The sequence below is a fragment of the Flavobacterium sp. LC2016-01 genome, from assembly GCF_009711135.1.
Lineage (GTDB): Bacteria > Bacteroidota > Bacteroidia > Flavobacteriales > Flavobacteriaceae > Flavobacterium.
Map to the genome: position 1 here is coordinate 544026 of NZ_WMIC01000002.1, position 25022 is coordinate 569047.

The 25022-nt window shown below is 32.9% G+C and carries 11 protein-coding genes; 5 read left to right on the forward strand and 6 right to left on the reverse strand.

The window, feature by feature from the left end:
• The first annotated feature begins 102 nt into the window (after positions 1 to 102).
• Together GKZ88_RS06710 and GKZ88_RS06715 are read left to right on the forward strand one after the other, a co-directional pair.
• Positions 103 to 1482 (forward strand): alpha-amylase family glycosyl hydrolase, encoded by a 1380-nt coding sequence (locus tag GKZ88_RS06710; RefSeq protein ID WP_155101606.1) that lies wholly within the window; start codon positions 103 to 105, stop codon positions 1480 to 1482.
• Between the two features lie 49 nt (positions 1483 to 1531).
• Positions 1532 to 3712, forward strand: a complete 2181-nt coding sequence (locus tag GKZ88_RS06715) for a glycoside hydrolase family 97 protein (RefSeq protein WP_230392470.1) — start codon at positions 1532 to 1534, stop codon at positions 3710 to 3712.
• Between the two features lie 72 nt (positions 3713 to 3784).
• Here the strand turns inward: GKZ88_RS06715 and GKZ88_RS06720 are convergent, their stop codons facing one another.
• The 4 genes from GKZ88_RS06720 to GKZ88_RS06735 form a co-directional block, all read right to left on the reverse strand.
• Positions 3785 to 4351 (reverse strand): DUF5683 domain-containing protein, encoded by a 567-nt coding sequence (locus GKZ88_RS06720; protein ID WP_155101607.1) that lies wholly within the window; start codon positions 4349 to 4351, stop codon positions 3785 to 3787.
• Between the two features lie 145 nt (positions 4352 to 4496).
• On the reverse strand, positions 4497 to 4982 hold the full coding sequence (locus GKZ88_RS06725) for a tripartite tricarboxylate transporter TctB family protein (protein WP_155101608.1): 486 nt from the start codon (positions 4980 to 4982) through the stop codon (positions 4497 to 4499).
• A 165-nt stretch (positions 4983 to 5147) separates the two neighbouring features.
• A complete protein-coding gene (gene mfd / locus GKZ88_RS06730; RefSeq protein WP_155101609.1) occupies positions 5148 to 8513 on the reverse strand; it encodes a transcription-repair coupling factor in 3366 nt (1121 codons plus the stop codon).
• Positions 8506 to 9132 carry a hypothetical protein gene (locus tag GKZ88_RS06735; RefSeq protein ID WP_155101610.1) on the reverse strand — a complete coding sequence of 209 codons (627 nt, stop codon included), beginning with the start codon at positions 9130 to 9132 and terminating at the stop codon, positions 8506 to 8508. Before GKZ88_RS06735 ends, mfd begins: the two co-directional genes overlap by 8 nt.
• A gap of 354 nt (positions 9133 to 9486) precedes the next feature.
• On the opposite strand from GKZ88_RS06735, the gene GKZ88_RS06740 reads away from it, so the two are divergent.
• The gene (locus GKZ88_RS06740; RefSeq protein ID WP_155101611.1) at positions 9487 to 10425 is read left to right on the forward strand and encodes an L-threonine 3-dehydrogenase; all 939 of its coding nucleotides are present in this window, start codon (positions 9487 to 9489) and stop codon (positions 10423 to 10425) included.
• A 74-nt stretch (positions 10426 to 10499) separates the two neighbouring features.
• On the opposite strand, the gene GKZ88_RS06745 is transcribed toward GKZ88_RS06740, so the two are convergent.
• Entirely contained in the window at positions 10500 to 12380 is a 1881-nt protein-coding gene (locus GKZ88_RS06745; RefSeq protein ID WP_155101612.1) for a M1 family metallopeptidase, read from the reverse strand.
• A 62-nt stretch (positions 12381 to 12442) separates the two neighbouring features.
• Positions 12443 to 14077 (reverse strand): S8 family peptidase, encoded by a 1635-nt coding sequence (locus GKZ88_RS06750; protein WP_155101613.1) that lies wholly within the window; start codon positions 14075 to 14077, stop codon positions 12443 to 12445.
• Positions 14078 to 14360: 283 nt separating this feature from the next.
• Between GKZ88_RS06750 and GKZ88_RS06755 the strand changes: the two genes are divergently transcribed.
• Positions 14361 to 19241: a T9SS type A sorting domain-containing protein gene (locus GKZ88_RS06755; protein WP_155101614.1), complete on the forward strand. Its 4881-nt coding sequence runs from the start codon at positions 14361 to 14363 to the stop codon at positions 19239 to 19241.
• A 165-nt stretch (positions 19242 to 19406) separates the two neighbouring features.
• The gene (locus tag GKZ88_RS06760; protein WP_155101615.1) at positions 19407 to 25022 is read left to right on the forward strand and encodes a T9SS type A sorting domain-containing protein; all 5616 of its coding nucleotides are present in this window, start codon (positions 19407 to 19409) and stop codon (positions 25020 to 25022) included.

The following is a 25022-nucleotide window of genomic DNA, read 5'->3' on the forward strand; positions in this document are numbered from 1 at the left end:
TTATTAAAAATAAGCTAGATTAGTTTGAGTGATACCTGCCTTTTTTGAGGGAAAGGCAGGATATCTTTCAACTTTCTGTTTATGAAATCAAATTCAAAAAATATGAGATCAAATATAAACATCGTCTATACGGCATTACTTGCGTTAGCATTTATTTCGTGCAGTTCTTCTGATGACAATCCGGCTCCAAGTTCTCCTTATCAACAATATGGTGCTTCTTTCGAAAAAATGCCAAAAAAGGAAGACGCTATCATTTATCAGGTAAACATTCGTGCTTTTAGTCAGGCCGGAACCTTAAAAGGTGTTCAGGACAGATTGACTCAAATTCAGGAATTGGGTGTCAATGTCCTTTATTTAATGCCTGTTTATCCGGTAGGAAAAGTAAAAGCTTCAGGAGAATTGGGTTCACCATATGCTGTAAAAGATTATAAAGCAGTAAATCCTGATTTTGGTACGTTACAAGATCTTCAGGTTTTGGTTGAAGAAGCACACAAAAAAAATATGGCTGTAATTCTGGACTGGGTTGCCAACCATACATCATGGGATAATGCCTGGATTACACAGCATCCAAACTGGTATCAAAAAAATGACAAAGGAGAAATTATAATTCCACCAGGAACAAATTACAACGATGTTGCACAGTTGGATTTCAATAATACTGAGATGAAAGACGCTATGATTGATGCGATGTCTTACTGGGTTTACAATGCAAATGTCGACGGTTTCAGATGTGATTATGCCGATTTAGTGCCGCAGACATTTTGGTCAGATGCGATCACAAAATTAAGAGCTATTAAAAAAAATAAGACCATTTTAATGCTTGCTGAAGGTTCAAAAGTGAATCATTTTGCTTCTGGTTTTGATTATACTTTTGGATTTAATTTCTTTTCAACTTTAGAAAAATTATTCAAAGAAAACAAACCGGCAACTACGATTCAGGAATCAAATGCAACAGAATATGCCAACAATTACAACCCTGAGAACAGAATTGTTAGATATACAAGCAATCATGACGTAAATCTTGCTGAAGGAACTCCTTATGAACTTTTTGGAGGTAAACAAGGTTCAATCGCTACATTTGTTGTTGCTGCATATCTGAAATCGGTTCCAATGATTTACAACGGACAAGAAGTGGGTTACAATAAAAGAATCAATTATTTTGCCAAAACGCCAATCGACTGGTCTACGGCTGATGCTTCTGTTTTAGCCGAATACAAAAAAATAATCGCTTTTAGAAACACTAGTAATGCTATCAAAAAAGGAACTTACACAGGATACAGTAATGATGCTGTAAGTGCTTTTACTATGGTAAACGAGTCTGAAAAAGTATTGGTTCTTTCTAACTTAACAGACAGTGCTGCAAAATATCTTGTAGCTCCTGCGTTAAAAGCAACATGGAAAGATGCTTTTACAGGTACTTCAGTAACTCTTGGCAGTGAAATAACACTGCAGCCTTTTCAATATTTAATATTGAAAAATTAATTCCAATGCAATTTTAAATAGAATTAAATTTGCACAAAAACCAAATAACATGAATTTTCAATCCCAAAAAATACCGCTCCAAATTCGTTTGGGCAAAACAATATTGCTCTTACTTTTCGTGTGTGCGAACTCATTTTGGGTTCGCGCGCAGGAAATAACCTCGCCAGATAAAAATCTTTCTTTAAAGTTTGAATTGAAAGACGGTGGAATTCCTTCTTACCAATTATCATACAAACAAAAACCCGTTATTAAACCGAGTACATTAGGATTAGAAATTCAAAATGGCGATTCTTTCATGGACGGTTTTACGGTTACCAATTCAGCACAATCTTCTGTTGATGAAAATTGGGATCCTGTTTTAGGAGAAGAAAAAACGATCCGCAATCATTACAACGAATTGGTTGTGACTTTAGCGCAAGCGAAAAACAACAACCGATTTATCCGAATCCGTTTCCGTTTATTCAACGATGGATTAGGTTTCAGATATGAATTTCCGAAGCAAAATGATCTAAGTTATTTTGTAATTAAGGAAGAACGTTCTGAATTTAATTTGGCCGGAAATCATAAAATTTTCTGGATTCCGGGAGATTATGATACGAATGAATATGCGTACACGACTTCGAAGATTTCAGAGATTCCTTCGCTGATGAAAAAAGCGACTATTGAAATCAATGCGCAATGTCCAATAAAAGAATTGTCCGTACAGACGCCTTCAATGATGAAATCTGATGACGGTTTATACATCAACATTCACGAAGCGGGATTAATCAATTATCCGGCCATGTATCTTGAGGTCGATGCTGTAAATAACAAAATGAAAAGTCATTTGGCTCCAGATGCTGTTGGTGCAAAAGGTTATATGCAGACCGATGCGCAATCGCCATGGAGAACAATTGTAGTAAGCGATAAAGCGACTGAAATTTTAGCTTCGAAATTAATTCTGAATCTTAATGAACCAACAAGTTACAAAGATGTTTCCTGGATCAAACCGGTAAAATTCATCGGAATTTGGTGGGAATATTTTGTGGCAGGAAGAAGTACCTGGGCTTTTGGAAAAGAAAATAATGTAAAATTAACAGATGATTTCACCAAGCTTACGCCGAATGGAAAACACGGAGCTACAACAGAAAGAGCCAAAGAATATATTGATTTTGCATCTAAAAATGGTTTTGATGCGATTTTGATTGAAGGCTGGAACATTGGCTGGGAAGACTGGATCAACAACTGGAAGGAAGAAGTTTTTGATTATGTAACGGCTTATCCGGATTTTGACGTAAAAGCAGTTCATGAATATGCGGCTTCAAAAGGAGTGAAAATTATCATGCACCATGAAACTTCAGGATCGGCAACGAATTATGAAAGACGATTAGACCGTGCTTTTCAGTTTATGAATGATAATGGTTACGATGCTGTGAAAACAGGTTATGTTGGGAAAATTATTCCGCGTGGCGAACATCATGACGGACAATGGATGGTCAATCATTATATCAATGTTGCCAAACGTGCCGCCGATTATAAAATTATGATTGACAGTCACGAAGCTGTTCGCCCAACGGGTCTAAACCGAACCTTCCCAAACTGGATTGCTCAGGAATCTGCTCGTGGAACCGAGTTTGAATCAATGGGAGGTTTAGCGCCGGATCATACTACCATTTTGCCTTTTACAAGATTAATGGGAGGCCCAATGGATTTTACACCGGGAATTTTCCAAACGGATCTTTCGTATTACGGAACAGGAAGTACACAGCGCGTAAATACCACTTTGGTAAAACAATTGGCTTATTATGTAACCATGTACAGTCCGTTGCAAATGGCAGCTGATATTCCGGGAAATTACGAGCGTTTTCCAGATGCTTTTCAGTTCATAAAAGATGTAGCTGTTGATTGGGATAACAGTTATATTCTTGAAGCGGAACCTGGAGATTACATCACAATTGCACGTAAAGCAAAAGGCAAAAATGAATGGTTTATTGGCGGTATTACGGATGAAAATGCAAGAACAGCCAACATTTCATTTGATTATTTACCTGCCGGAAAAAGTTACATTGCTACGATTTACGCTGATGCCAAAGAAGCAAATTGGAACAAAAATCCACAGAAATATACGGTTACAAAAGTTATTGTAAACTCAAAAACAAAATTGAAACAATACTTAGCTCCGGGCGGTGGCGTTGCCATCAGTATTAAAGAAGGAAACAATTCTGAATTAAAAGGATTGAAGAAAATATAAAAATTTGGTTAATTAGGTAGTAAGTAAAAATGGCGCATGAAATTTTCGTGCGCCATTTTTTATACAATCTTTTTAAAATGAATAAGCAAGAGAAAGTCCATAATTGCGAGACAGGTTTTCATTTCTGAAATTTATTACAGGTTTAAAAGCCAATTTTTCACTTACATTAAATTGAGACAAAGCGGCATCAATATTAGCATCAATGATATTTAAAACATAAAAACCTACAATAAATAAGGCTGATAAATCTCTGTTTCTCTGAAACTGTTTTTGCGCAGTCAATAATTGATTTTCACTTAATCTGGCCAGATAATCTGAATCACTTGTTTTGCCAAGAAGTCTATTTTTGTATTCGTCTCGGTAAATATTATAATTTTTCTGGCTGTCAACATAAAAGTAAACGCTGGTGCCAATTGCGCCATAAACCAATGGAACTTTCCAGTATTTTTTATTGTAAACCTGTCCTAAACCAGGTAAAATAGCCGAATAAAAAGCTGCTTTTGCCGGACGAAGCGGATCAATTGTTTCCGATTTCAATGTATCGTTTAAAACAATTTTATTTTTTTCCTGAGCAGTTATTGTAGTTAATCCAAAAAATAAAAATAGAAGAATAAAGTAGTAGTAGTAGTAGCAGTGCATATAAGTTCGCTTTGAAATTTTATCAAAGAAAACTTTTTAGTTCTAAGATTTTTCTTAAATAAAAGATAAATAAAACTTAATAATTTTTTGCCACGACCCGAACGATAGCGAACAGGCAAAGCAATTCGCGAATTAGCACGAATTTTTATTTTTCTATTTTTAATTCAGGATAAATATCATCCTTGGTATTTAAAATTAAATCTGGTCCAAATGACTTCAAAACATAATCATTTTCTAATTTTTTATAATAAAATCTTGCAGGTTTAGATTTATTAAAATCAAATTCATTACTGAAAAGTTCCTGATCGCTAAAAAACTTATTTTGTGGTCTTAATTGTGCCAAACTATCTGGATATTGACCATTTTTACTTTTATAAAACTCCAAATCTTTCACTACTTCGTTCAATTGAATATTGGTAAATTGAATTAGATTCTTTTTTTGAAAATCACTGTTTAGAAAAATATACCAAAATAAAGGAGTGAAAAGAATTCCGGCCAATCCTATTAATTTCATTTTATTATCCTTTCTAATAAATCCCTGAAAAATTAAAACTATTCCAGCTATCAATCCGAAATTTGGAATCAATCCTATAAAACCTAATTTATAAAGGCTTTTTGAAGTCATCTTCATTATAATTATTCTTTTAAAATGAGGTAAATAGAACTACAAAACTTCTCGCTTAGCCCCGATAGGACTGGAAATCCTTTTGCGCCGGGGTTCGGCGTAAAAGATTGAAAGGGATAGCGGGACTAATGTTCTTATGAAACAAAATTGATCTGCTCCTAAATCAGAATATTACTCTCCCAACATCTCCATCAATTCCAAAGCTCGTTTCGTTGATTTTACATTCTCAAAAGTCAGTAAAAGTCGCAAACCGTTTGGCGTTTGCTTTTCTTTCATCGTACAAAGATTACTGTGTGTCTGTACAAATTTTATCATTTTATGAAAACGCTTCGATTGGTAATAATCCGATTGCTGATCGGAGACGAAATAACCAATCATTTTGCCTTTTTTCATCACCAGTTTCTCAATTCCTACGGCAGTAGCAATCCATTTGATGCGAATACTGTTCATCAAAGCATTGGCACGCGGAGGCAACGGCCCGAAACGGTCAATTAATTTGTTTTGGAAAATAACCAATTCTGCTTCGTTTTTCACAGAACCTAATTCGTTGTACAAACTCAAACGCTCGGTAACGTTGTTGATATATTCATCCGAAAATAACAATTCAAAATCCGTATCGATTTGTAAATCTTTTACGTATTCTTTCGTTTCAATATCGTTCTCTTCCGGATATAAATCTTTAAATTCGTTTTCTTTTAATTCTTCGATGGCTTCGTTCATGATTTTTTGGTACGTATCAAAACCAATTTCGTTGATGAAACCGCTTTGTTCTCCACCCAGTAAATCTCCCGCACCACGAATTTCAAGATCTTTCATGGCAATGTTGAAACCGCTTCCGAGTTCGCTGAATTGCTCCAAAGCCTGAATACGTTTTCTGGCATCTTCAGTCATCGAAGAATACGGCGGACAGATGAAATAACAGAATGCTTTTTTATTACTACGCCCTACTCTACCACGCATTTGATGCAAATCTGATAATCCGAAATTGTTAGCATTGTTGATGAAAATCGTGTTGGCATTTGGAACGTCCAATCCACTTTCAATGATGGTTGTTGCAACCAAAACATCAAAATCTCCGTTCATGAAACCTAACATCAAATCTTCCAGTTTGGCGCCGTCCATTTGCCCGTGACCAATTCCGACTCTTGCATTTGGAACCAAACGCTGAATCATTCCAGCTACTTCTTTTATATTTTCGATTCGGTTATTGATGAAGAAAACCTGTCCGTTTCGCTGGATTTCATACGAAATCGCATCACGAATAATTTCTTCATTAAAACCAACCACATTCGTTTCAATCGGATAACGATTTGGCGGAGGTGTCGTAATTACAGATAAATCACGCGCCGCCATTAACGAAAACTGAAGTGTTCTCGGAATCGGGGTTGCGGTTAATGTCAACGTATCAACATTCGCAGCAATGGTTTTTAATTTATCTTTTACGTTAACGCCAAATTTTTGTTCTTCATCAACAATCAATAAACCTAAGTCTTTAAAAACTACATTTTTGTTGACTAATTGATGTGTTCCAATGACAATATCTAGTTTTCCTTCGGCTAAATCTTTTAAGGTCTGTGTTTTTTGCTTTGCCGTTCTGAATCGGTTTAAATAACCAATTGAAACCGGCATATCTTTTAATCGTTCCGTAAAAGTTCTATAATGTTGATAAGCCAAAATCGTTGTCGGCACCAAAACGGCGACTTGTTTGCTATTATCAACAGCTTTAAAAGCGGCACGAATCGCAACTTCCGTTTTTCCGAAACCAACGTCACCACAGACCAAACGATCCATTGGGCGATCGCTTTCCATATCAGCTTTTACTTCTGCTGTCGATTTAGTTTGATCGGGCGTGTCTTCGTAAATGAACGAACTTTCTAATTCGTTTTGCAAATAACTATCCGGCGCAAATTGAAAACCTTTTTCTAAACGTCGTTTTGCATACAATTGAATCAAATTGAAGGCAATATGTTTGACACGCGCTTTGGTTTTTTGTTTTAAAATTTTCCAGGCGTTCGAACCTAATTTGTAGATTTTAGGAGGCGTTCCGTCTTTTCCGTTGTATTTGGAAATTTTATGAAGCGAGTGAATGCTTACGTACACAATATCATTATCAGCATAAACCAATTTTATGGCTTCCTGCGTTTTGCCTTCCACTTGAATTTTCTGCAAACCGCCAAACTTCCCGATTCCGTGATCGATGTGCGTTACATAATCACCGACAGAAAGTGAAGTCAATTCTTTCAGCGTAATATTTTGCTTTTTTGAATAACCGTTTTTGATGTTGAATTTATGATAACGCTCAAAAATCTGGTGATCGGTATAAGCCGTAATCTGATTTTCCTCGTCAATAAATCCTTGGTACAAAGGCAGTACAATCGTGTTGTATTGTTTTCGGATATTCTCTGAATTGGCTTCATCCAAAGATTCAAAAATATCATGAAAACGTTTTGCCTGCGTTTCATTCGAACAGAACAAATAATTTTTATATCCGTTAAAATGATTGTCGCTCAGATTATTCAGCAACAAATCAAATTGTTTATTGAAAGAAGGCTGAGGCTGAATATGAAATTCGAATTTCTTGGTGGTTTTAAAAATGGGTTTGGAAGCCAATTCGACAATCGAAAAGTCCAAAGCACGTTTTATAAAGGAACTTTGATTTAAGAACAATTGTTCCGGAGTCGCGTGTTTTATTTCTTTGGATAATTTCTCAAAAGCTTCTTCTGCTCTTGCAAATTGTTTATCCAATTGACTAAAAAGTCCGTCCGTATTTTGAATGAAAAGAACTGTTTTTTCGGCAATATAATCTAAAAAACTTTCACGGTTTTCCTGAAATACCTTGTTTTCGACATTCGGGATAATCGTGATTTTTTTATGCGTTTCGACAGACAATTGTGTTTCTACATCAAAACTTCTGATACTGTCCACTTCATTTCCAAAGAATTCAATTCGATACGGATGATCGTTTGAAAAAGAAAAAACATCTACAATTCCTCCACGAACCGAAAATTCGCCAGGTTCTGTGATAAAATCGACTCTTTTAAATTCATATTCAAACAACACTTCGTTGATAAAATCAATCGAAATTTTATCGTTCAAAGCGACTTTTAAAGTATTTTTATCCAATTGCTGGCGCGTCACCACTTTCTCAAAAAGTGCTTCAGGATACGTCACAATTATGGCTGGTTTTTTTCTGGAATTGATTCGGTTTAAAACCTCAGCGCGAAGTAAAACATTCGCATTATCAGTTTCATCAACCTGATACGGACGACGGAAAGAAGCCGGATAAAACAATACATCCTGCTCGCCAACCATTTGTTCGAGATCATTCAGATAATAGGCCGCTTCTTCTTTATTGTCTAAAACAATTAAAAAAGGCAGTTCGGTTTTCTTGAAAACAGAGCGAATTATAAATGAAACCGCAGATCCAAGCAATCCGTGAAGGTTCATTTTTATCTGATTTCCTTCTAGCAGACTTGATGCAATCTGCTGTGCTTTTGGCAAATTGTCGTACGTTGTATATAAGGCGTTTTTACTCAACTTTTGGTGCGTTTTGATCTATTTTTTGTATTGGAACCTGAGGTGAATTCGAATTCGGAATCGCGCGCGTTGTATCTAACATTTTCAAGAAATCTTCTTCTCCCTGTTCTTTTGGAATTTTGCTTTTTTCAACAATTTTATCCATTTGTCTTTCCAGCGAAATAATTTCTTTGTTGATTTCCCCAATTAACAGCATCACTTTATCATCTGGAACAGTGCTCAAATTGATAAATAATTCCATCATTTTGACTTTGGTAATCAAAATTGAAATTCGGCTTTTAATGGCCGGCTGATTAAGTTCAGCTGGAATATTATTGTTCAAAGCCACTGCTTTTTTTGAAATCGCTTTTGACTTTTTTTGAAATGCTCCGATTGTTCTTCTTGGTTTATCTCCAATTTCTTTTAAAAATTCACGCCATTCCGTCCATGTACCTGCATTTTTTTCTGCAGCTTCATTAATTGGTTCATCGATAAAAGTCCACGCTTTATTAATATTATTGAAGATTTTTTCATTCTTTTTTGCTTCTTTTGCGTTTTCGGCAAGGCGCTTTTCATTATCATTCTGACATGAATTCAACACAAAAATGAGAAACAAAAAAAGAGATACCTTATATTTCATTTGAAAAAACATTAAGCTACAAAGTTACAAAGTAAATTTACAATTACGAATGCTTTTTTTGAGGTTCTAAGATGCTGAAATACTATCCCGAAGTCTCGGGACTAAGTTTTTCAGACTTAAATTATCGATGTCAAGCTGAGCGAAGTCAGAGCTCTTTTTTTGACGCTGTAAAAGCAATCTATAGCAAATTTTCAAAAGGCACAAGGGCACATACATGGAGACACAAAGACACACCTCTGAAAAAGAGAATTATCCAACAAACAAACTTTTTCGTTATTGAATATATAATTTATGATTCTAAAAAACGTATGTAATTGCGAAAACGTTATATTTGTCTCTCTAAAACTCACACAGATGAATCCGAAAATATTGATCATTGGCGCCTGCGGTCAAATTGGGACCGAATTGACCCAAAAATTACGCAAGCTGTACGGGACAGAAAATGTTATTGCTTCTGATATCCGAAAACTTAATACTGATGTTGTTAATTCAGGGCCTTTTGAAGTGGTCAATGCTTTAGATTTTAACCAAATCGAACATTTAGTCGAAGTACATCAAATTACTGACATTTATTTGATGGCGGCGCTTTTGTCTGCAACAGCCGAAAAAAATCCAGCTTTTGCTTGGGATTTAAATATGAACTCTCTTTTTCACGTTTTAAATTTGGCGAAAGCAAAAAAAATAAAAAAGATTTTCTGGCCATCCAGTATTGCTGTTTTTGGACCAACAACTCCAAAAGAAAATACACCGCAATATACCGTGATGGAACCTTCAACAGTTTACGGAATCAGTAAACAAGCGGGTGAAAGATGGTGTGAATACTACCATAATATTTATGGTGTTGATGTTCGCAGTATTCGTTATCCAGGTTTAATCAGCTGGTCGACTCCTCCGGGCGGTGGAACAACAGATTATGCCGTTGATATTTTCTACAAAGCGATTGCCGATAAAAAATACGAGTGCTTTTTATCATCAGAAACTAAAATGCCGATGATGTATATGGATGACGCCATTGATGCAACCATTAATATTATGAAAGCTCCAACTGAAGAAATTAAAATTCATTCTTCATACAATTTAGCTGCAATGAGTTTTACTCCGACAGAAATTGCGAATGAAATCAAAAAACATATTCCGGATTTTGAAATTACTTATAATCCAGATTTCCGTCAGAAAATTGCGGACAGCTGGCCAGCAAGTATTGACGACAGTTCTGCTAGAGAAGACTGGAACTGGAAACACACTTTTGATCTTGAAACTATGACAAAAGATATGATTGAGCATTTGAGTTAAATCTCGATTAACACAAAATAAAAAGTCCCGTTTATTAATTTAAAAGGGACTTTCTTTTTATTCTTTTTTGAACATTATTTCACTTCAAAAACATTATTTGCAGCTTTAACATCAGCCATTAATCCACTTGGATCGATCGTGATTTTTTTGATGGCTGTTTTGTTTTTATCAATTGTAAAACTGTAGTTTGACTGTGCCCAAGCCCAATCTTCTAGAACTGTTCTCTTTTCGTTTGGATTTGGATTAGGTTTAATGTAATTCATCATTCTTAACGGAATGTAGAAAATTTCAGAAGTTCCGTCAGTATAATCTACTTTCAAATCAATTGGCATTGGCATTCTTCCAATTCTTTCTAAAGTAACTGTTGTTTTTCCTGCATTATCAGCAACGTCTTTAATTCCGTAATCAATTGTATTTGCTGTTTCTGCCCAATCTACTAAATACCAATCTAATTCAGCACCAGAAACTCTTTCTGCAGTTCTTTTGATATCATTTGGAGTTGGATGTTTGAATTTAAAATCGTTGAAATATCTTTTTAAAGTCGCATCAACGTTTTCTTTTCCAATTACATATTCTAACTGCGAAAGGAAAATACTTCCTTTTACATAAGATGAAATACTGTACGGTTTATTTTCGTCATAACGATCCCCATGCGTTGTTTGTGGCTGTTCTTTTCCTGAATTTACTAAACTATAATAAGCTGCATAATTTCCTTTAAACGGATTTACTTCTTTTTTATCGCCTTTTAATTCATTCAAAGCACTGTCTTCGATGTAAGTTGTAAAACCTTCGTCCATCCAAGGATGTTTAGATTCGTTTGAAGCCAAAATATGCTGGAACCAAGAGTGGCCTAATTCGTGCGTTGCAGTTCCTAAAATTCCTTCAAGTGTTCCGCTGCCAAGCATCAAAGTACACATGGCATACTCCATTCCGCCATCGCCACCTTGGATAAATGAATATTGTTTGTACGGATATTGCCCCACTCTATGATTGTAATAATCCATCACTTTTACCATTAAAGGCTCTAACTGTTTCCAGTTTCCAGTTGTTTTTTCGTCATTTTTGTAGAAGAAATGCAAATCAACATCGTTTGGTCCTTTTACAATATCATGCGTGTATGCTTTATCAGCTGCCCAAGTAAAATCGTGAACATTTGGCGCGATAAAATGCCATGTTAATGTTTTTGCTTTTTTTGGATAAACCACTGTTACACCAGCATCTTCATAACCGTGTCCAATTGAATTTTTATCCTGCAAATATCCTGAACCTCCAAGTGTATAATCTTTATCGATAGTAATTTTTACATCAAAATCGCCCCAAACACCGTGAAATTCTCTAGCTACATAAGGATCTGCATGCCATCCTTCAAAATCAAATTCAGCTAATTTAGGATACCATTGCGACATTGAAAGTTCAACTCCTTCTTTATTATTTCGTCCAGAACGACGAATCTGTACAGGAACCTGACCTTCAAAATCTAATGTAAAAGTTGTTTTAGAATTAGGAAGAATTGGCTTAGCCAAAGTCACTTCTAAAATAGTTGACGAAAGTCTCGTTTGAGCCACAACGCCGTCTTGCTTAAAATTAGTCACTTTTAAGAAACCAATTTCGTTAGGTTTTAAAGTTTCAATTCGGCTTTGTTTGATTTCTTTTCCTTCAGCATCTTTAATTTTATTCACCATTCTTGCATCTGGATCTTTTATCGAATGCAGACGAGCATCCATCTCACTTCCAGGCTGAAAAGCATTTGGATATAAATGATAAAAAACCTTTTTTAAAGTATCTGGAGAATTATTGGTGTAAACCAATTCTTGTTTCCCTTTGTACAGATAATTTTTCACATCCATCGATACGTCCATTTTGTAATCGACATGTTGCTGCCAATAAGGAGCGCTTTGTGCAAAAGCAGAGTTTAAACCCAAACTCAGAAAGGATAATAGTATTATTTTTCGCATGGTTATTTCAATAAAAATGGAAGGACTGCCGCCCTTCCACCGGATTAGTATATTTTATTTGATTATTTTTTAGACATTTTTTCGGCCATAAGCAAAGCATTATAAGCATTTACCATTTTAGCCGTTTTTGATGATTCTGCAGAAGAAACTGCTTTAGGTTTTTCAATTGATTCTTCACTTTCTCCCAAAACAACTTTTGAAGGAAGCGCCACTCCAGAATCCATTAAAATTTGCTTCACCTGAGCCGCTTTTAATTTTGGATAATAAGAACGAATCAGTGCAGCTACTCCAGCAACATTTGGAGACGCCATTGAAGTTCCCTGTAAATATTTGTATTTATTGTTAGGAACAGTTGCGTAAATCTCTTCACCAGGAGCAAAAACATCCACATTTATTTTTCCGAAATTTGAGAATCCTGCCACTACATTTTCGCCATATTCTTTTTTGATTGCGCCAACAGTGATTACATTATTTGTAAACTCTTTTACGTTGTCTTTAGAATCATTTGGATAATTGATGTTTTTAGTTTCATCAATATTGTATCCGTCGTTACCCGCAGCATGTACAATTAAAACATCTTTTTTTGCAGCATATAGTAGCGCCTCATAAACCCACTCTTTATGTGGTGAAAAGGTTTTTCCAAAACTTCCGTTGATTACTTTTGCTCCGTTGTCAACTGCGTAGCGAATTGCCAATGCAATGTCTTTGTCATACTCATCTCCATCAGGAACTGCTCTTACCGTCAAGATTTCAACATTATTTGCTACACCGTCTCCGCCTAAGTTATTGCCGCGAACTTGTGCAATAATTCCGGCAACGTGAGTTCCGTGCAATGCTTTTTCTTTATCTGGGCCATAAACAACATTGTTTCCGTAATGATTGTTTTTAATGTCATCAGGATTATCACCTACGATTTTTCTTCCGTCGTAGTCTTTATTTAAATTATAATCAATTTCATCGTAAACCTGTTCTCTGTATTCTTCAAAATCAGCTTCAGGGTCAAAAGTTGGACCTGCATTTGTAAAAATTTGCGTCATGACCATTTTAGACCTTGCTACTTTTGGATCTGTAGAGGTTAAAGTGCTTAAATCTTCAATTTTATAAGTCTTTTTATTAAGCTCTTTTTGAATCGTTTTATGAACCTCCATTAAAAAATCAACTTGCTGCTTATTTTTTAAAGCCTCTTCATATTTCTCATTATATAGTGCTAATGCTGCTTTATACTGTGCTGAACCATCGTCGCCTTTTTTAACAATACGTGTCAATTCAAGATTTTCGTGAACAGCATTTCCAAGAAAATTCCATCCGTGCACATCATCAATGAATCCATTTTTATCATCATCAATTCCGTTTCCTGGAATTTCTTTTGTATTTGTCCAGATTTTTCCCTGCAAATCTTCATGCTCGATATCAATACCAGAATCTACAATCCCTACAATTACCTTTTGAGCCGTTTTTCCTTGCAATAATTCGGCGTAAGCCCTGTCAACACTCATTCCCGGAATCGAATCTTTTACTAAATCAAGATGACTCCACCTTTTCAATTCATTTTCAGTAACCGGTGCTTTTTTAACAACTGCCAAAGGTGCTTTGATAAATTCCTTAGGAGCAGCAGATTGTGCCTGTAAAGTTGTTCCGCAACCTGCCAAAACTAATAAAGCAAAAGCAGATAATTTAATAGGTTTAATATAACTCATGTAATCTTAATTTAATATCAAAGTTAAAAGATGCGCCTAAATTAGGACTTTTTGTTACAAAAAACTAACCATTAACACTGTCTTATGATTATTTAAATTTACTTTAAGGAAACCAAAAGATAACAAAACACTCTTTGTATCAAATACTTAAAAATATTCTTATAAAAAATTAAAGGCTTTTTTCTTCTGAAAATTGGTAATCAAATAGTCGCTTACGGTTTTCCGTAAGGAATCTCTTCGAAAATTAATTATTATTGCTCGACCTTATCCTTAAATCTACTCTATGAAGACAAAACTACTTTTGTTGCTTTTATTAGCAAACTTTTCTATTTATGCCCAATATACTGCAATTCCGGATGTTAATTTTGAGCAAAAATTAATTGCTTTAGGCTTTGATTCTGGAGTTACGGATGGAAAAGTATTAACAACAAACGTTGCAAACGTAACTAGTTTGAATCTTTCTTCAAGTAATATTGCTGACTTAACCGGAATAAAAGATTTTGTCTCTTTAAAAAAATTAGATTGTTCCTATAACAAGTTAACTTCTTTAGATGTAAGTTTTAATCTGAATCTAACCGATTTATCTTGTCAAGATAATTTATTGACAAGTCTAGATATTACAAAAAATACGGGTTTAAAAAACTTAAACTGCAATACTAATAAATTAGATTATTTAAATCTTACTAAAAACATTTCTCTATCTTCAATTGGCTGTGCACAAAACAACTTAAGCGAATTGGATATTACAAAAAATACTTTACTTGAATCTCTTTTTTGTACCTATAATAAGTTAACGTCAATTGATGTAAGCAAGAACATTTCTCTAACTATTCTGGCTTGCCATCATAATCTTATTACTTCAATTGACCTTACAAAAAATATAGCGTTGCTGTCTTTTGCTTTTGAGCAAAACAAAATCACGTTTTTAGATCTGACTAAAAACCTTCAGTTAAAATTTTTATACGGTACAAATAACTTGCTTACAAATCTTGATGTTTCTAAAAACAGTGCTTTAGAGATTTTATCTATTAGCAAGAATAAAGTTTCCAGATTAAACCTTACCAATAATAAAGCATTAACCTCTTTGGATTGCAGTGAGAATAATTTAATTTCTTTGAATGTGAAAAATGGGAAAAACACTTTAATTCCTACTGACTTTAACGCTGCAGGCAACCCAAATTTATCCTGTATTCTGGTTGATGACATAACTTATTCAAATACAAATTGGGCCAATAAAAAAGATGCAACTGCAACTTACAATGATGTTAGCTGTGGGCTTGATTATACCCTAATTCCCGATCTTAATTTTGAAAATGCTCTTATTGCAAAAGGTTATGACTCTGGCGCTCCCGACGGAAAAGTTTTAACATCAAATATTGCCAATCTTACATCGTTAAGTATTTCTACAAAAAATATCACCGACCTAACCGGAATTCAAGATTTTATTGCTTTAAAATTTTTACATGCTCCTTACAACAAATTAACAACCTTAGATGTTTCTCAAAACTATCAATTAGAACAGATAAATGTTGACGCCAATAAACTAACAGCGCTAAATGTTTCAAATAATATTCTTTTAAAGGAATTATATTGCATGGGCAATCAATTGACTGAATTGAACGTTTCTCAAAATACGGCTTTAGAACAATTATACTGTTATAACAACCAAATTTCTACTTTAGATGTTTCTAAAAATTTACAATTACGCGGATTAGAAAGTGGTCAGAACAAACTAACCTCTTTAGACCTTTCTAAAAACACACTTTTGTACTATCTTGAATGTTATACAAATTCCCTGACAACTCTTGATGTTAGTAAGAATACAGCTTTAACAGTTTTAAATTGTGAACAAAATCAGTTACTAAACCTGGATGTATCTAAAAACACTTTACTTGATGCAGTGTATTGTGGAAAAAATAAAATTACAAATCTAGATTTTTCTAAAAATACTATTCTGACTGATTTAACTTGTAATGACAATAATCTGTACATTCTAAATCTTAAAAACGGAAATAATACAAAGTTAAAAACCGCTTCAACAAAACTGAACAACAATCCGAATTTATCTTGTATACTAGTTGATAATGCAACATATTCAACAACAAACTGGGCAACAATAAAGGATCTTGAGGCAACTTTTAATGAAACTTCATGTCCTGCTCCTGCGTTTACTTTAATTCCTGATGCTAATTTTGAAAATAAATTAATTGCTTTAGGAATTGATTCCGGAGAGCCTGATGGAAAAGTCTTAAAATCAAAAATTTCAACCTTAACATATCTTAATATTGAAAAAAGTAATGTTACAGATTTAACAGGAATTGAAGATTTTACAGGATTACAATACCTTATGTTCAGCTCTAATAAAGTAAACTCTGTTGATTTGAGCAAAAATCTCATGCTTGAAACTTTATGGCTTGACGAAAATAATTTAACAAACCTGGATGTTTCTAAAAATGTTAAACTTCGAATGCTTATCAGCCAAAAAAATCAAATAAGTTCAATTGATTTATCTCAAAACATAAATCTTACAAATTTAGGGATTAGCAATAACAAACTCTCAGAATTAAATCTTACTAATAATAAGGAACTAAAATATATAAACGCTTCTGAAAATCAATTAACAAGCCTGGACTTATCTCAAAACAATAAATTAGAAGTTGTATATATAAATAATAATCAACTTAAAAGTGTTAATTTAAAAAATGGAAATAATACTTTAATTCCTGGACAAAAATCAAGTTTAGATTTAACTAACAATTTAAACCTAAATTGTATTCTTGTCGATGATATTAAGTATGCTGACAACTATTGGTCGAGCTCAAAAGATGACACAGCTTCATTTTCATTGGACTGTTTACCTACATACACCTCAATTCCTGATGTTAATTTTGAGCAAAAATTAATTTCTCTTGGTTTAGATTCAGGCGAAACAGATGGAAAAGTTTTAACATCAAATATTTCCAATGTAAAAGGACTAAATCTTTATTATTCTAATATTAGTGACTTAACTGGAATAGAAAATTTCAAAGCATTAGATTCTTTAAACGTAATGTCAAATAAACTGACGCGCTTAGATGTTTCTAAAAATTTGACATTAAAATATCTTGTTGCCAATTATAATAATTTAACAGAGATCGATCTTTCTAAAAATGTCGCTCTTGAATACGTAATCATCTCTAATAATAGTTTAAAAGCCATAGATGTTTCGAAGAATCTTAGTTTGCAATATTTTACCTGTTCAACAAATCAACTAACAGATGTTGATGTTTCAAACAATAAATTATTAATCCTGTTTAATTGTGAAGCAAACCAAATAACAACAATTGATGTTTCTAAGAATACATCTCTTACTAATTTTCGCTGTTCGGATAATCCGTTGCTGACCAACATAAATTTAAAAAATGGAAACAATGGCTCAATGCAGTTGGAACCGTATGTTATTAACTTTTCGAAAAACCCTTTGCTAACGTGTATTCTTGTTGACAGTGCAATTTATTCTAATGAAAAATGGTCTGGTTTCAAAGATGCTACAGCATCTTACTCAACTGTAGACTGCGCTCAAATTACCGCAATACCAGATCCAGCTTTTGAGGATAAATTAATTGCTTTAAAAATCGATAACGATGGTAAAAACGGAACTGTTTTAAACAGCAGTATTTCAAGTATAACTTCTTTAAATGTCGTAGCTAGCAATATCAAAGACTTAACAGGAATTAAAGGTTTCACAAGTTTACAAACTCTTAATTGCAGCGCAAATCAATTAGGAGCGCTGGATATTTCACAAAACAAAAGTTTAACTTCTCTTGATTGCAGCAGTAATAAATTAGTATCTCTAAACCTGAAAAACGGAAACAATAAAAACTTTACGAGCAATTCTAACTTTACTAAAAATTCAGATTTAAGTTGTATCCAGGTTGATGATCAAGCTTACTCAGGTCAAAATTGGACAAGTTTTAAAGACAGTACTGCGAATTACAACGTAGATTGTACAATTTACACGACACTTCCAGACAGCAGTTTTGAACAAAAATTAATTGATTTAGGAATTGATAAAGATGGTCTTAACGGAAAAATAGCTACTGCCGATATTAGCGATATTACATCTCTGGATCTTTCTGGTGCTAATATTACTGATATATCAGGAATCGAATATTTTACTGCCTTAACTTATTTAGATCTTTCAAACAACAATTTAAGCACTGTCGATGTTAGTAAAAACACCTTACTAACAAAGCTAGATTTGAATTACAATCAATTGACAAGTTTAGATGTTTCAGCCAACAAAGATTTATTTAACTTAAGTTTTGCTGCAAATAAAATTTCATCAATTGATTTATCTAAAAACACAAAACTACATTCTTTAACCGCTGATTATAACTCGTTAAGTAAGTTAGATCTAACTGCTAATAATGAAATAGAGCAACTTTCTTGTGGAACTAATAAACTAACAATATTAGACACATCTAATCTTTCTAATTTATCATATTTATCGTGTGAATTGAATCAAATTTCAGAATTAAATCTTTCTAACAATATCAAATTAGATATCTTACAATGTTATAGCAACAATTTGAGCACTTTGGATCTTACTCACAATACAGAACTAACACGTTTAAATGCAGCTTCAAACCATCTGACAACACTAGATTTATCAGCAAACAAAAAATTAGTAATGGTTTATTTAGAGTTTAATCCCTTGACTTCTTTAAATGTACAAAATGGCAACAACGAAAACTTTGTTTTGCCTTCTCAGACAGGAAAAAAATCAGCTGATGGAATTAAATATAGCAGTTTCTTACAACTGAAGTCTCTTTCTTGTATCCAGGTTGATAATGTTGCTTATTCTAATGAGCATTGGGCAAATATTAAAGAACCAAGTACAACTTATTCCAGTACTTGCAAACAGTTAGGCCTGGAAGACGCTGCCTTAAACCATGCAAATATTTATCCAAATCCAACAAAAGATATAGTAAATATCTCTAATGTTTCTTTCCAGAAAATTACGGTTTATGATACAACTGGTAAATTGGTTAAGACTTTTAGCATACACGCAGAAAATACAGATTTTAATACAATCAATTTATCTGGATTGCCAAAAGGTGTTTACTATTTATACTTAATTAATCAAAATGCTGCTTCGGCAAAGAAAATTGTTATTGAATAATCAATTCAAATAAAAACAGAATGTCCCATTTTCAACTTTAAGAAAATGGGACATTTTTTTTGTCAATATTTTTTTTCATAAAAAAAACGTGCGATTACGTTTTTCCGTAAGGAATCTCGTCTTAAATGAAGTATTCTTGCGCGACCATATCTCTAAACTTATTCTATGAAAACAAAACTACTCTTGTTGCTTTTATTGGCAAATTTTTCTATTTATGCCCAGACCAACTTGGTTACGAACGGAAATTTCGAAACTAGGAATGGAAATAATCAGCCAACAAACTGGACAGCCGCTAACTCTGCATATCTAATTTATGGTGCCGGCCAAGGATATTATAGTTTGTATTTATATTACAATACTTTGTCTCCAAAAGTAACAACTCAAGTACCTATGAAGGCAGGTGTAACTTATACGATAAAATTTAAGTATAAGTATGCTTCAAGTAATTACAGCGGAGATCACCCTATTTCTTTGCAAATATCGCAAACCGGAAGTGCAAGCAGTATGTCTAGCAGCACATTAGCGACTAACAATTCATGGACTCAAAAAGAAATAACTTTTACCGCAGATTCTAATTTATCTTACGATTTATCTTTTTCTACTTTTAGTTTTGACGGAAAACCTTTTGAAGTTTATATTGATGCTGTTCAAGTGTATGAAAAAGGTACAGAGCAATATACTTCTATTCCTAATCTTAATTTCGAAAAAAAATTAATCACACTTGGTTACGACACAGAACCAACCGATGGCAGAGTAGCAACGATAGACATTGCCGATATAATTAACTTAGATGTTTCTAATAGTTCTATAACTGATTTGACTGGTATCCAAGATTTTTCATCTTTGATTAATTTAAATTGTGGTCAAACTGGCTTAACATCTTTGGATGTAAGTAAAAATAAAAATTTAACAATACTAGATTGTCACAATAACGGTCTAAAAACGCTAGATATCAGTAAAAATACAAATCTGACTTTTCTAACGTGTGAATCTAACTACTTGCAAGCTATCGATGTACGATCTAATATTGCGCTTCAATACTTAAATTGTGGCAACAATGGAGGCAATAATGCTATCTCAAGTTTAGATTTGTCTCAAAATGTTAATCTTTTGCAATTACATGCATCAGGTCAAAAATTAACTAGTATTGATCTAAGCAAAAACACTGCCCTCCAAAATTTAAATCTTAATAATAATAATTTAACTTCTTTAGATTTATCTTCAAATCCTAACTTGCAAGTTTTACTATTTAGCAATAACAAATTAACAACGCTGGATGTTAGTAAAAACAAACTTTTACAGTATTTGCATTTCAATTCAAATCAAATAACATCATTAGATCTTAGTCAGCATACTGCCTTAATTTCTTTAAATTGCAGTAACAATAAAATGAAGAGTTTAAATTTAAAAAATGGTAACAATTCAAAGTTTGATATAACGAGAGGGGTTCCGTTTCAAGATATGGGTGCAGTGATGGCTCTACCTTATCAAGCTTCGTTTTTAAATAATACCGATCTAACTTGTATTCAAGTAGATGATGCAAACTATTCAAACAGCAAATGGTCTTCAATAAAAAATGATTTTACATATTTTAATACTAATGATTGCTCGCTTTCAACGATCATAGCTGACCCTAAGTTTGAGGATAAATTAATTGCGCTTAAAATTGATAACGATGGAAAAAATGGAAGTGTTTTAAATTCCAGCATTAACACCGTTACTTCTTTAGATGTTTCAAACAGTTCAATTACTGATCTAAGAGGAATTGAAGGTTTTAAAGCTCTAAAAAATTTAAACGCGTCTGGAAATGCTTTAAAAAAATTAGATATTTCTAAAAACCTAGCAATAAACACTTTAAATACTTCTGGCAATGCTACTTTAACTTGTATTCAAGTTGCTGATGTTGCTGCGACAGCAAATTGGAGCGTTACAAAAGATGCAACAACTAGTTTTAATCTTGATTGCAATGTTTATACACTAATTCCTGATCCTAATTTTGAAAATTACCTTATTTCTCAAAGTATTGATAGAGATGGTCAAAATGGGAAAGTACTTACTGAAATTATTGAGAAAGTTACTTCTTTGTACTTAGATGGTAAAAACATTTCTGATTTAACAGGAATTCAAGATTTTAAAGCTCTTACAAGTTTAGATGCTAATGGCAATAAATTTACAGAAATTAATCTTTCAAAAAACACAGCTTTAACATATTTAAACTTGAGCATAAATGTTTTAGAAAGCCTTAATCTAAGCAAAAACACAGCCTTAGTTACTTTATATATTGATAGCGGTAAATTATCAACTATAGATCTTACGAAAAATACCGAGTTAAAAACATTGAATATCGCAAGAAACAAATTAACAAATATAGACGTTTCTCAAAATACTAAACTAACTACCTTATACGTGCAAGGAAATTTGTTATCTGCATTAGATGTTTCAAAAAACCTAGAATTGGCTTCATTTTATTGCTTTACGAACCAGATTAGAACATTGGATCTTTCTAAAAACACAAAATTAACAACAGCATTAGCAGATGAAAACAAACTAGTAAATTTCAGTATTAAAAATGGAAATAACGCTTTATTAAATTCTTTTTCTGTAGTAAACAATCCAAATTTAACTTGTGTTCAAGTAGACGATGTTACTTATGCCAATAAAAATTGGACAACTAAAAAAGATGCAACTGCGACTTATTCTGCTACTCAATGTCCAACTGTAATTGCATATACCTTAATTCCTGATCCTAAATTTGAAGAAAAATTAATTGATTTAGGAATTGATACTGATGGCAAAAACGGAAAAGTTGAATCAATGAAGATCGCTTCTTTAACCAGTTTAAATGTTTCAGGCAGCACTATCACAGACTTAACTGGAATAGAAGATTTTGTAGCATTAACTTTATTAGAATGTAACGATAATCAATTGAAAACGCTTAATGTTTCAAAAAATGTGCTTTTGGCAAAATTAAATGCTAGCAAAAATCAATTAACCACTTTAGATGTTAACAATAACACTTTTTTAACTGATTTAAACATAAGCAATAATACGATTACTTCTCTAAGTACTGCTAATAATAAAGAATTAAGCCGTTTAAACTTCAGCAATAACAACATTCGATTCCCAGATTTTAAGTACAACACAAAGTTAACTGTCTTAAATGCTAGTTTTAATAAAATTACAACCTTAGATGTTTCTAAAAACACAATGCTAAAAGAATTTGATTGTGCTAGTAATGATCTGTACAATTTAAATTTAAAGAATGGAAACAACGCAAATATGCAAAGAATGATTTTTGGAAACTTTACTCAAAATCCTAATTTACTTTGTATTCAGGTTGACGATGTTGCATTCTCTGAAAAAAACTGGATTGCAAAAGATGCTATAGCTAATTATTCATCTGTAGAATGTCGTGCGCATACAGGATATACAACAATTCCAGATTCTAAATTTGAAGACAAATTAATCGCTCTTAAAATCGACATAGACGGTAAAAACGGTAAAGTTGCTACAATGAGTATTGACACTGTAACAAGCTTAAATATTTCAAAAAGTGAAATTTCAGACTTAACTGGTATTGCGGGATTTGCATTATTAACAACATTAGACTGTAGCGAAAACTCGTTGGCAAAAATAGATTTATCTAAAAATCTTGCCTTGACAAATGTAAATGTTACTAAAAACAATTTAAGTGTTTTAGATGTTTCTAAAAATACAAAACTTGCTTATTTAAGTGCAAGCTTTAACAAAATTGAAAATCTTGATGTCTCTAAAAACACTTCTTTAAAAGAATTAGACTGTGCAGGCAACAATATGTATAATTTGAATTTGAAGAATGGAAATAACGTGAATATGCAAAGAGTTATTTTTGGAAATTTCACTGAAAATCCTAATCTTCTTTGTATACAAGTTGATGACGCAGCATTCTCAGAAAAAAATTGGATTGCAAAAGATGCAACTGCAACTTATTCTACTGATGCTTGTCCTGTAAATTTAAGATACACTTTAATTCCTGATCTAAATTTTGAAAAATTATTGATTGAAAAAAATATCGATAAGGATGGTGAAAACGGAAAAGTACTTACAGCAAACATTTCAAATATTACATACCTAAATCTTAATGATTCCACACGTAAAGTAGCTGATTTAACAGGTATTCAAGATTTTAACGCTTTAACAACTTTATACTGTTATTCTGCCACATTAACTGCTGTAGATCTTTCTAAAAACATAAACTTAACAACAGTCGATTTATCAAATAACAAAATAACTGCTGCAGATTTTTCGACTAATACCAAGTTGACCAGCTTAGTAATATACAATAATCAATTAACAGCTTTAGACCTTTCTAAAAATACAGCTTTAAACACTTTAAACGTTTACAACAACAAGTTGTCAAGTATAGATCTTTCTAAAAACACTGCTTTAACTAGTATCGATTTATCTGTAAATCAATTGAATACCATTGACATTCAGACAAATACAGCTTTAGCAAAAATTGATATATCGACTAATCAACTAACAGCAGTTAACATTAGTGCAAACACAAATCTAACAAATGTTAATGTTGCTAATAATCAATTAGCTTCTATAAATGTTTCTAAAAACACGCTTTTAAAAGAATTAAGAGTCAATAAAAACAAGATTGAGAACATTGATATTTCTAATCTAAAATCGTTAACACTTTTATTGGCTGGTGATAATCAAATTAGCACATTAGATATTTCTCAAAATACGGAACTACTTAATTTACAAGTTCCAAACAACAAATTAAGCAGTATTGATATTTCAGTACATCCTGCTCTTACTGTTTTAGATGTTTCAAAGAATCAATTAAAAACTTTCGACATCAGAAAAAACCCAGCTTTAGTTTCTTTTTATGCAAATGAAAATCAACTAACAAGCCTGGATATGAGAAATGGAAAAAATACTTTGATCCAAAATTATAATTTATCTCTGCTTTCAAATCCAAAATTATACTGCATTCTTGTTGATGATGTTACCTTTTCAAACACAAATTGGTCAATTAGAAAAGATGCAATTGCGAAGTTCAACACAGAATGTACCGGTGAACTTACTTTACCTGTAAACAATTTTGCGATTGAAACAAAAGGAGAAACTTGTCTTGGCGAAAATAATGGTGAAATAAGCATTAATGCAAAACAAACATTTGCCTACGTAGCAACTATAAACGGAAAAGCAACTGCATTTACAAATAATGCTTTAAAAGTTACTGCTTTGACTCCAGGAAATTACACTATTACAATTACTATTCCTGGTGAAATTTTCGAACAAAATTTTAATGTAACTATTCAAAAAGGTGCCACAATTACTGGAAAATCTAGTGTAAACGCTAAAAAAGTTGATGTTGAAATTACTGAAGGAACTGCGCCATTTACAGTGTTTATTGACGGTCAGGCACAATTTCAAACAAATGATTCTAATTTCTCTTTAGATTTAGAAAAAGGAGGATTATTAGAAGTAGCAACATCAAAAGCCTGCGAAGGAGTTTATTCTAAAAAAATCGCAACATTAGATCTTTATGGAACTTTAGCCGCTTATCCAAATCCAACATCTGGAAGTTTTGAAATCGAAATTCCAACAAAAGACAAAGAAGTTACAATAGAATTGTACAACTTCGGCGGTCAATTGGTTTCGGCTAGAAACTACATTATCGAAAATGGAAAAGTGCAGTTGAGCCTTGAAAACCAGCCTTCAGGAATTTATGCAGCTAAAATTTATTTTGAAACTCCAGAATACATTAAAATTATAAAAAAATGA

What these genes read in the sequence shown, in the direction of transcription:
- GKZ88_RS06715 (WP_230392470.1), top strand. Translation starts at nt 1,532, where the DNA reads ATGAATTTTCAATCCCAAAAAATACCGCTCCAAATTCGTTTGGGCAAA.
- GKZ88_RS06760 (WP_155101615.1), top strand. Translation starts at nt 19,407, where the DNA reads ATGAAAACAAAACTACTCTTGTTGCTTTTATTGGCAAATTTTTCTATT.
- GKZ88_RS06755 (WP_155101614.1), top strand. Translation starts at nt 14,361, where the DNA reads ATGAAGACAAAACTACTTTTGTTGCTTTTATTAGCAAACTTTTCTATT.
- GKZ88_RS06720 (WP_155101607.1), bottom strand. Translation starts at nt 4,351, where the DNA reads ATGCACTGCTACTACTACTACTACTTTATTCTTCTATTTTTATTTTTT.
- GKZ88_RS06735 (WP_155101610.1), bottom strand. Translation starts at nt 9,132, where the DNA reads ATGAAATATAAGGTATCTCTTTTTTTGTTTCTCATTTTTGTGTTGAAT.
- GKZ88_RS06710 (WP_155101606.1), top strand. Translation starts at nt 103, where the DNA reads ATGAGATCAAATATAAACATCGTCTATACGGCATTACTTGCGTTAGCA.
- GKZ88_RS06725 (WP_155101608.1), bottom strand. Translation starts at nt 4,982, where the DNA reads ATGAAGATGACTTCAAAAAGCCTTTATAAATTAGGTTTTATAGGATTG.
- GKZ88_RS06740 (WP_155101611.1), top strand. Translation starts at nt 9,487, where the DNA reads ATGAATCCGAAAATATTGATCATTGGCGCCTGCGGTCAAATTGGGACC.
- GKZ88_RS06750 (WP_155101613.1), bottom strand. Translation starts at nt 14,077, where the DNA reads ATGAGTTATATTAAACCTATTAAATTATCTGCTTTTGCTTTATTAGTT.
- GKZ88_RS06745 (WP_155101612.1), bottom strand. Translation starts at nt 12,380, where the DNA reads ATGCGAAAAATAATACTATTATCCTTTCTGAGTTTGGGTTTAAACTCT.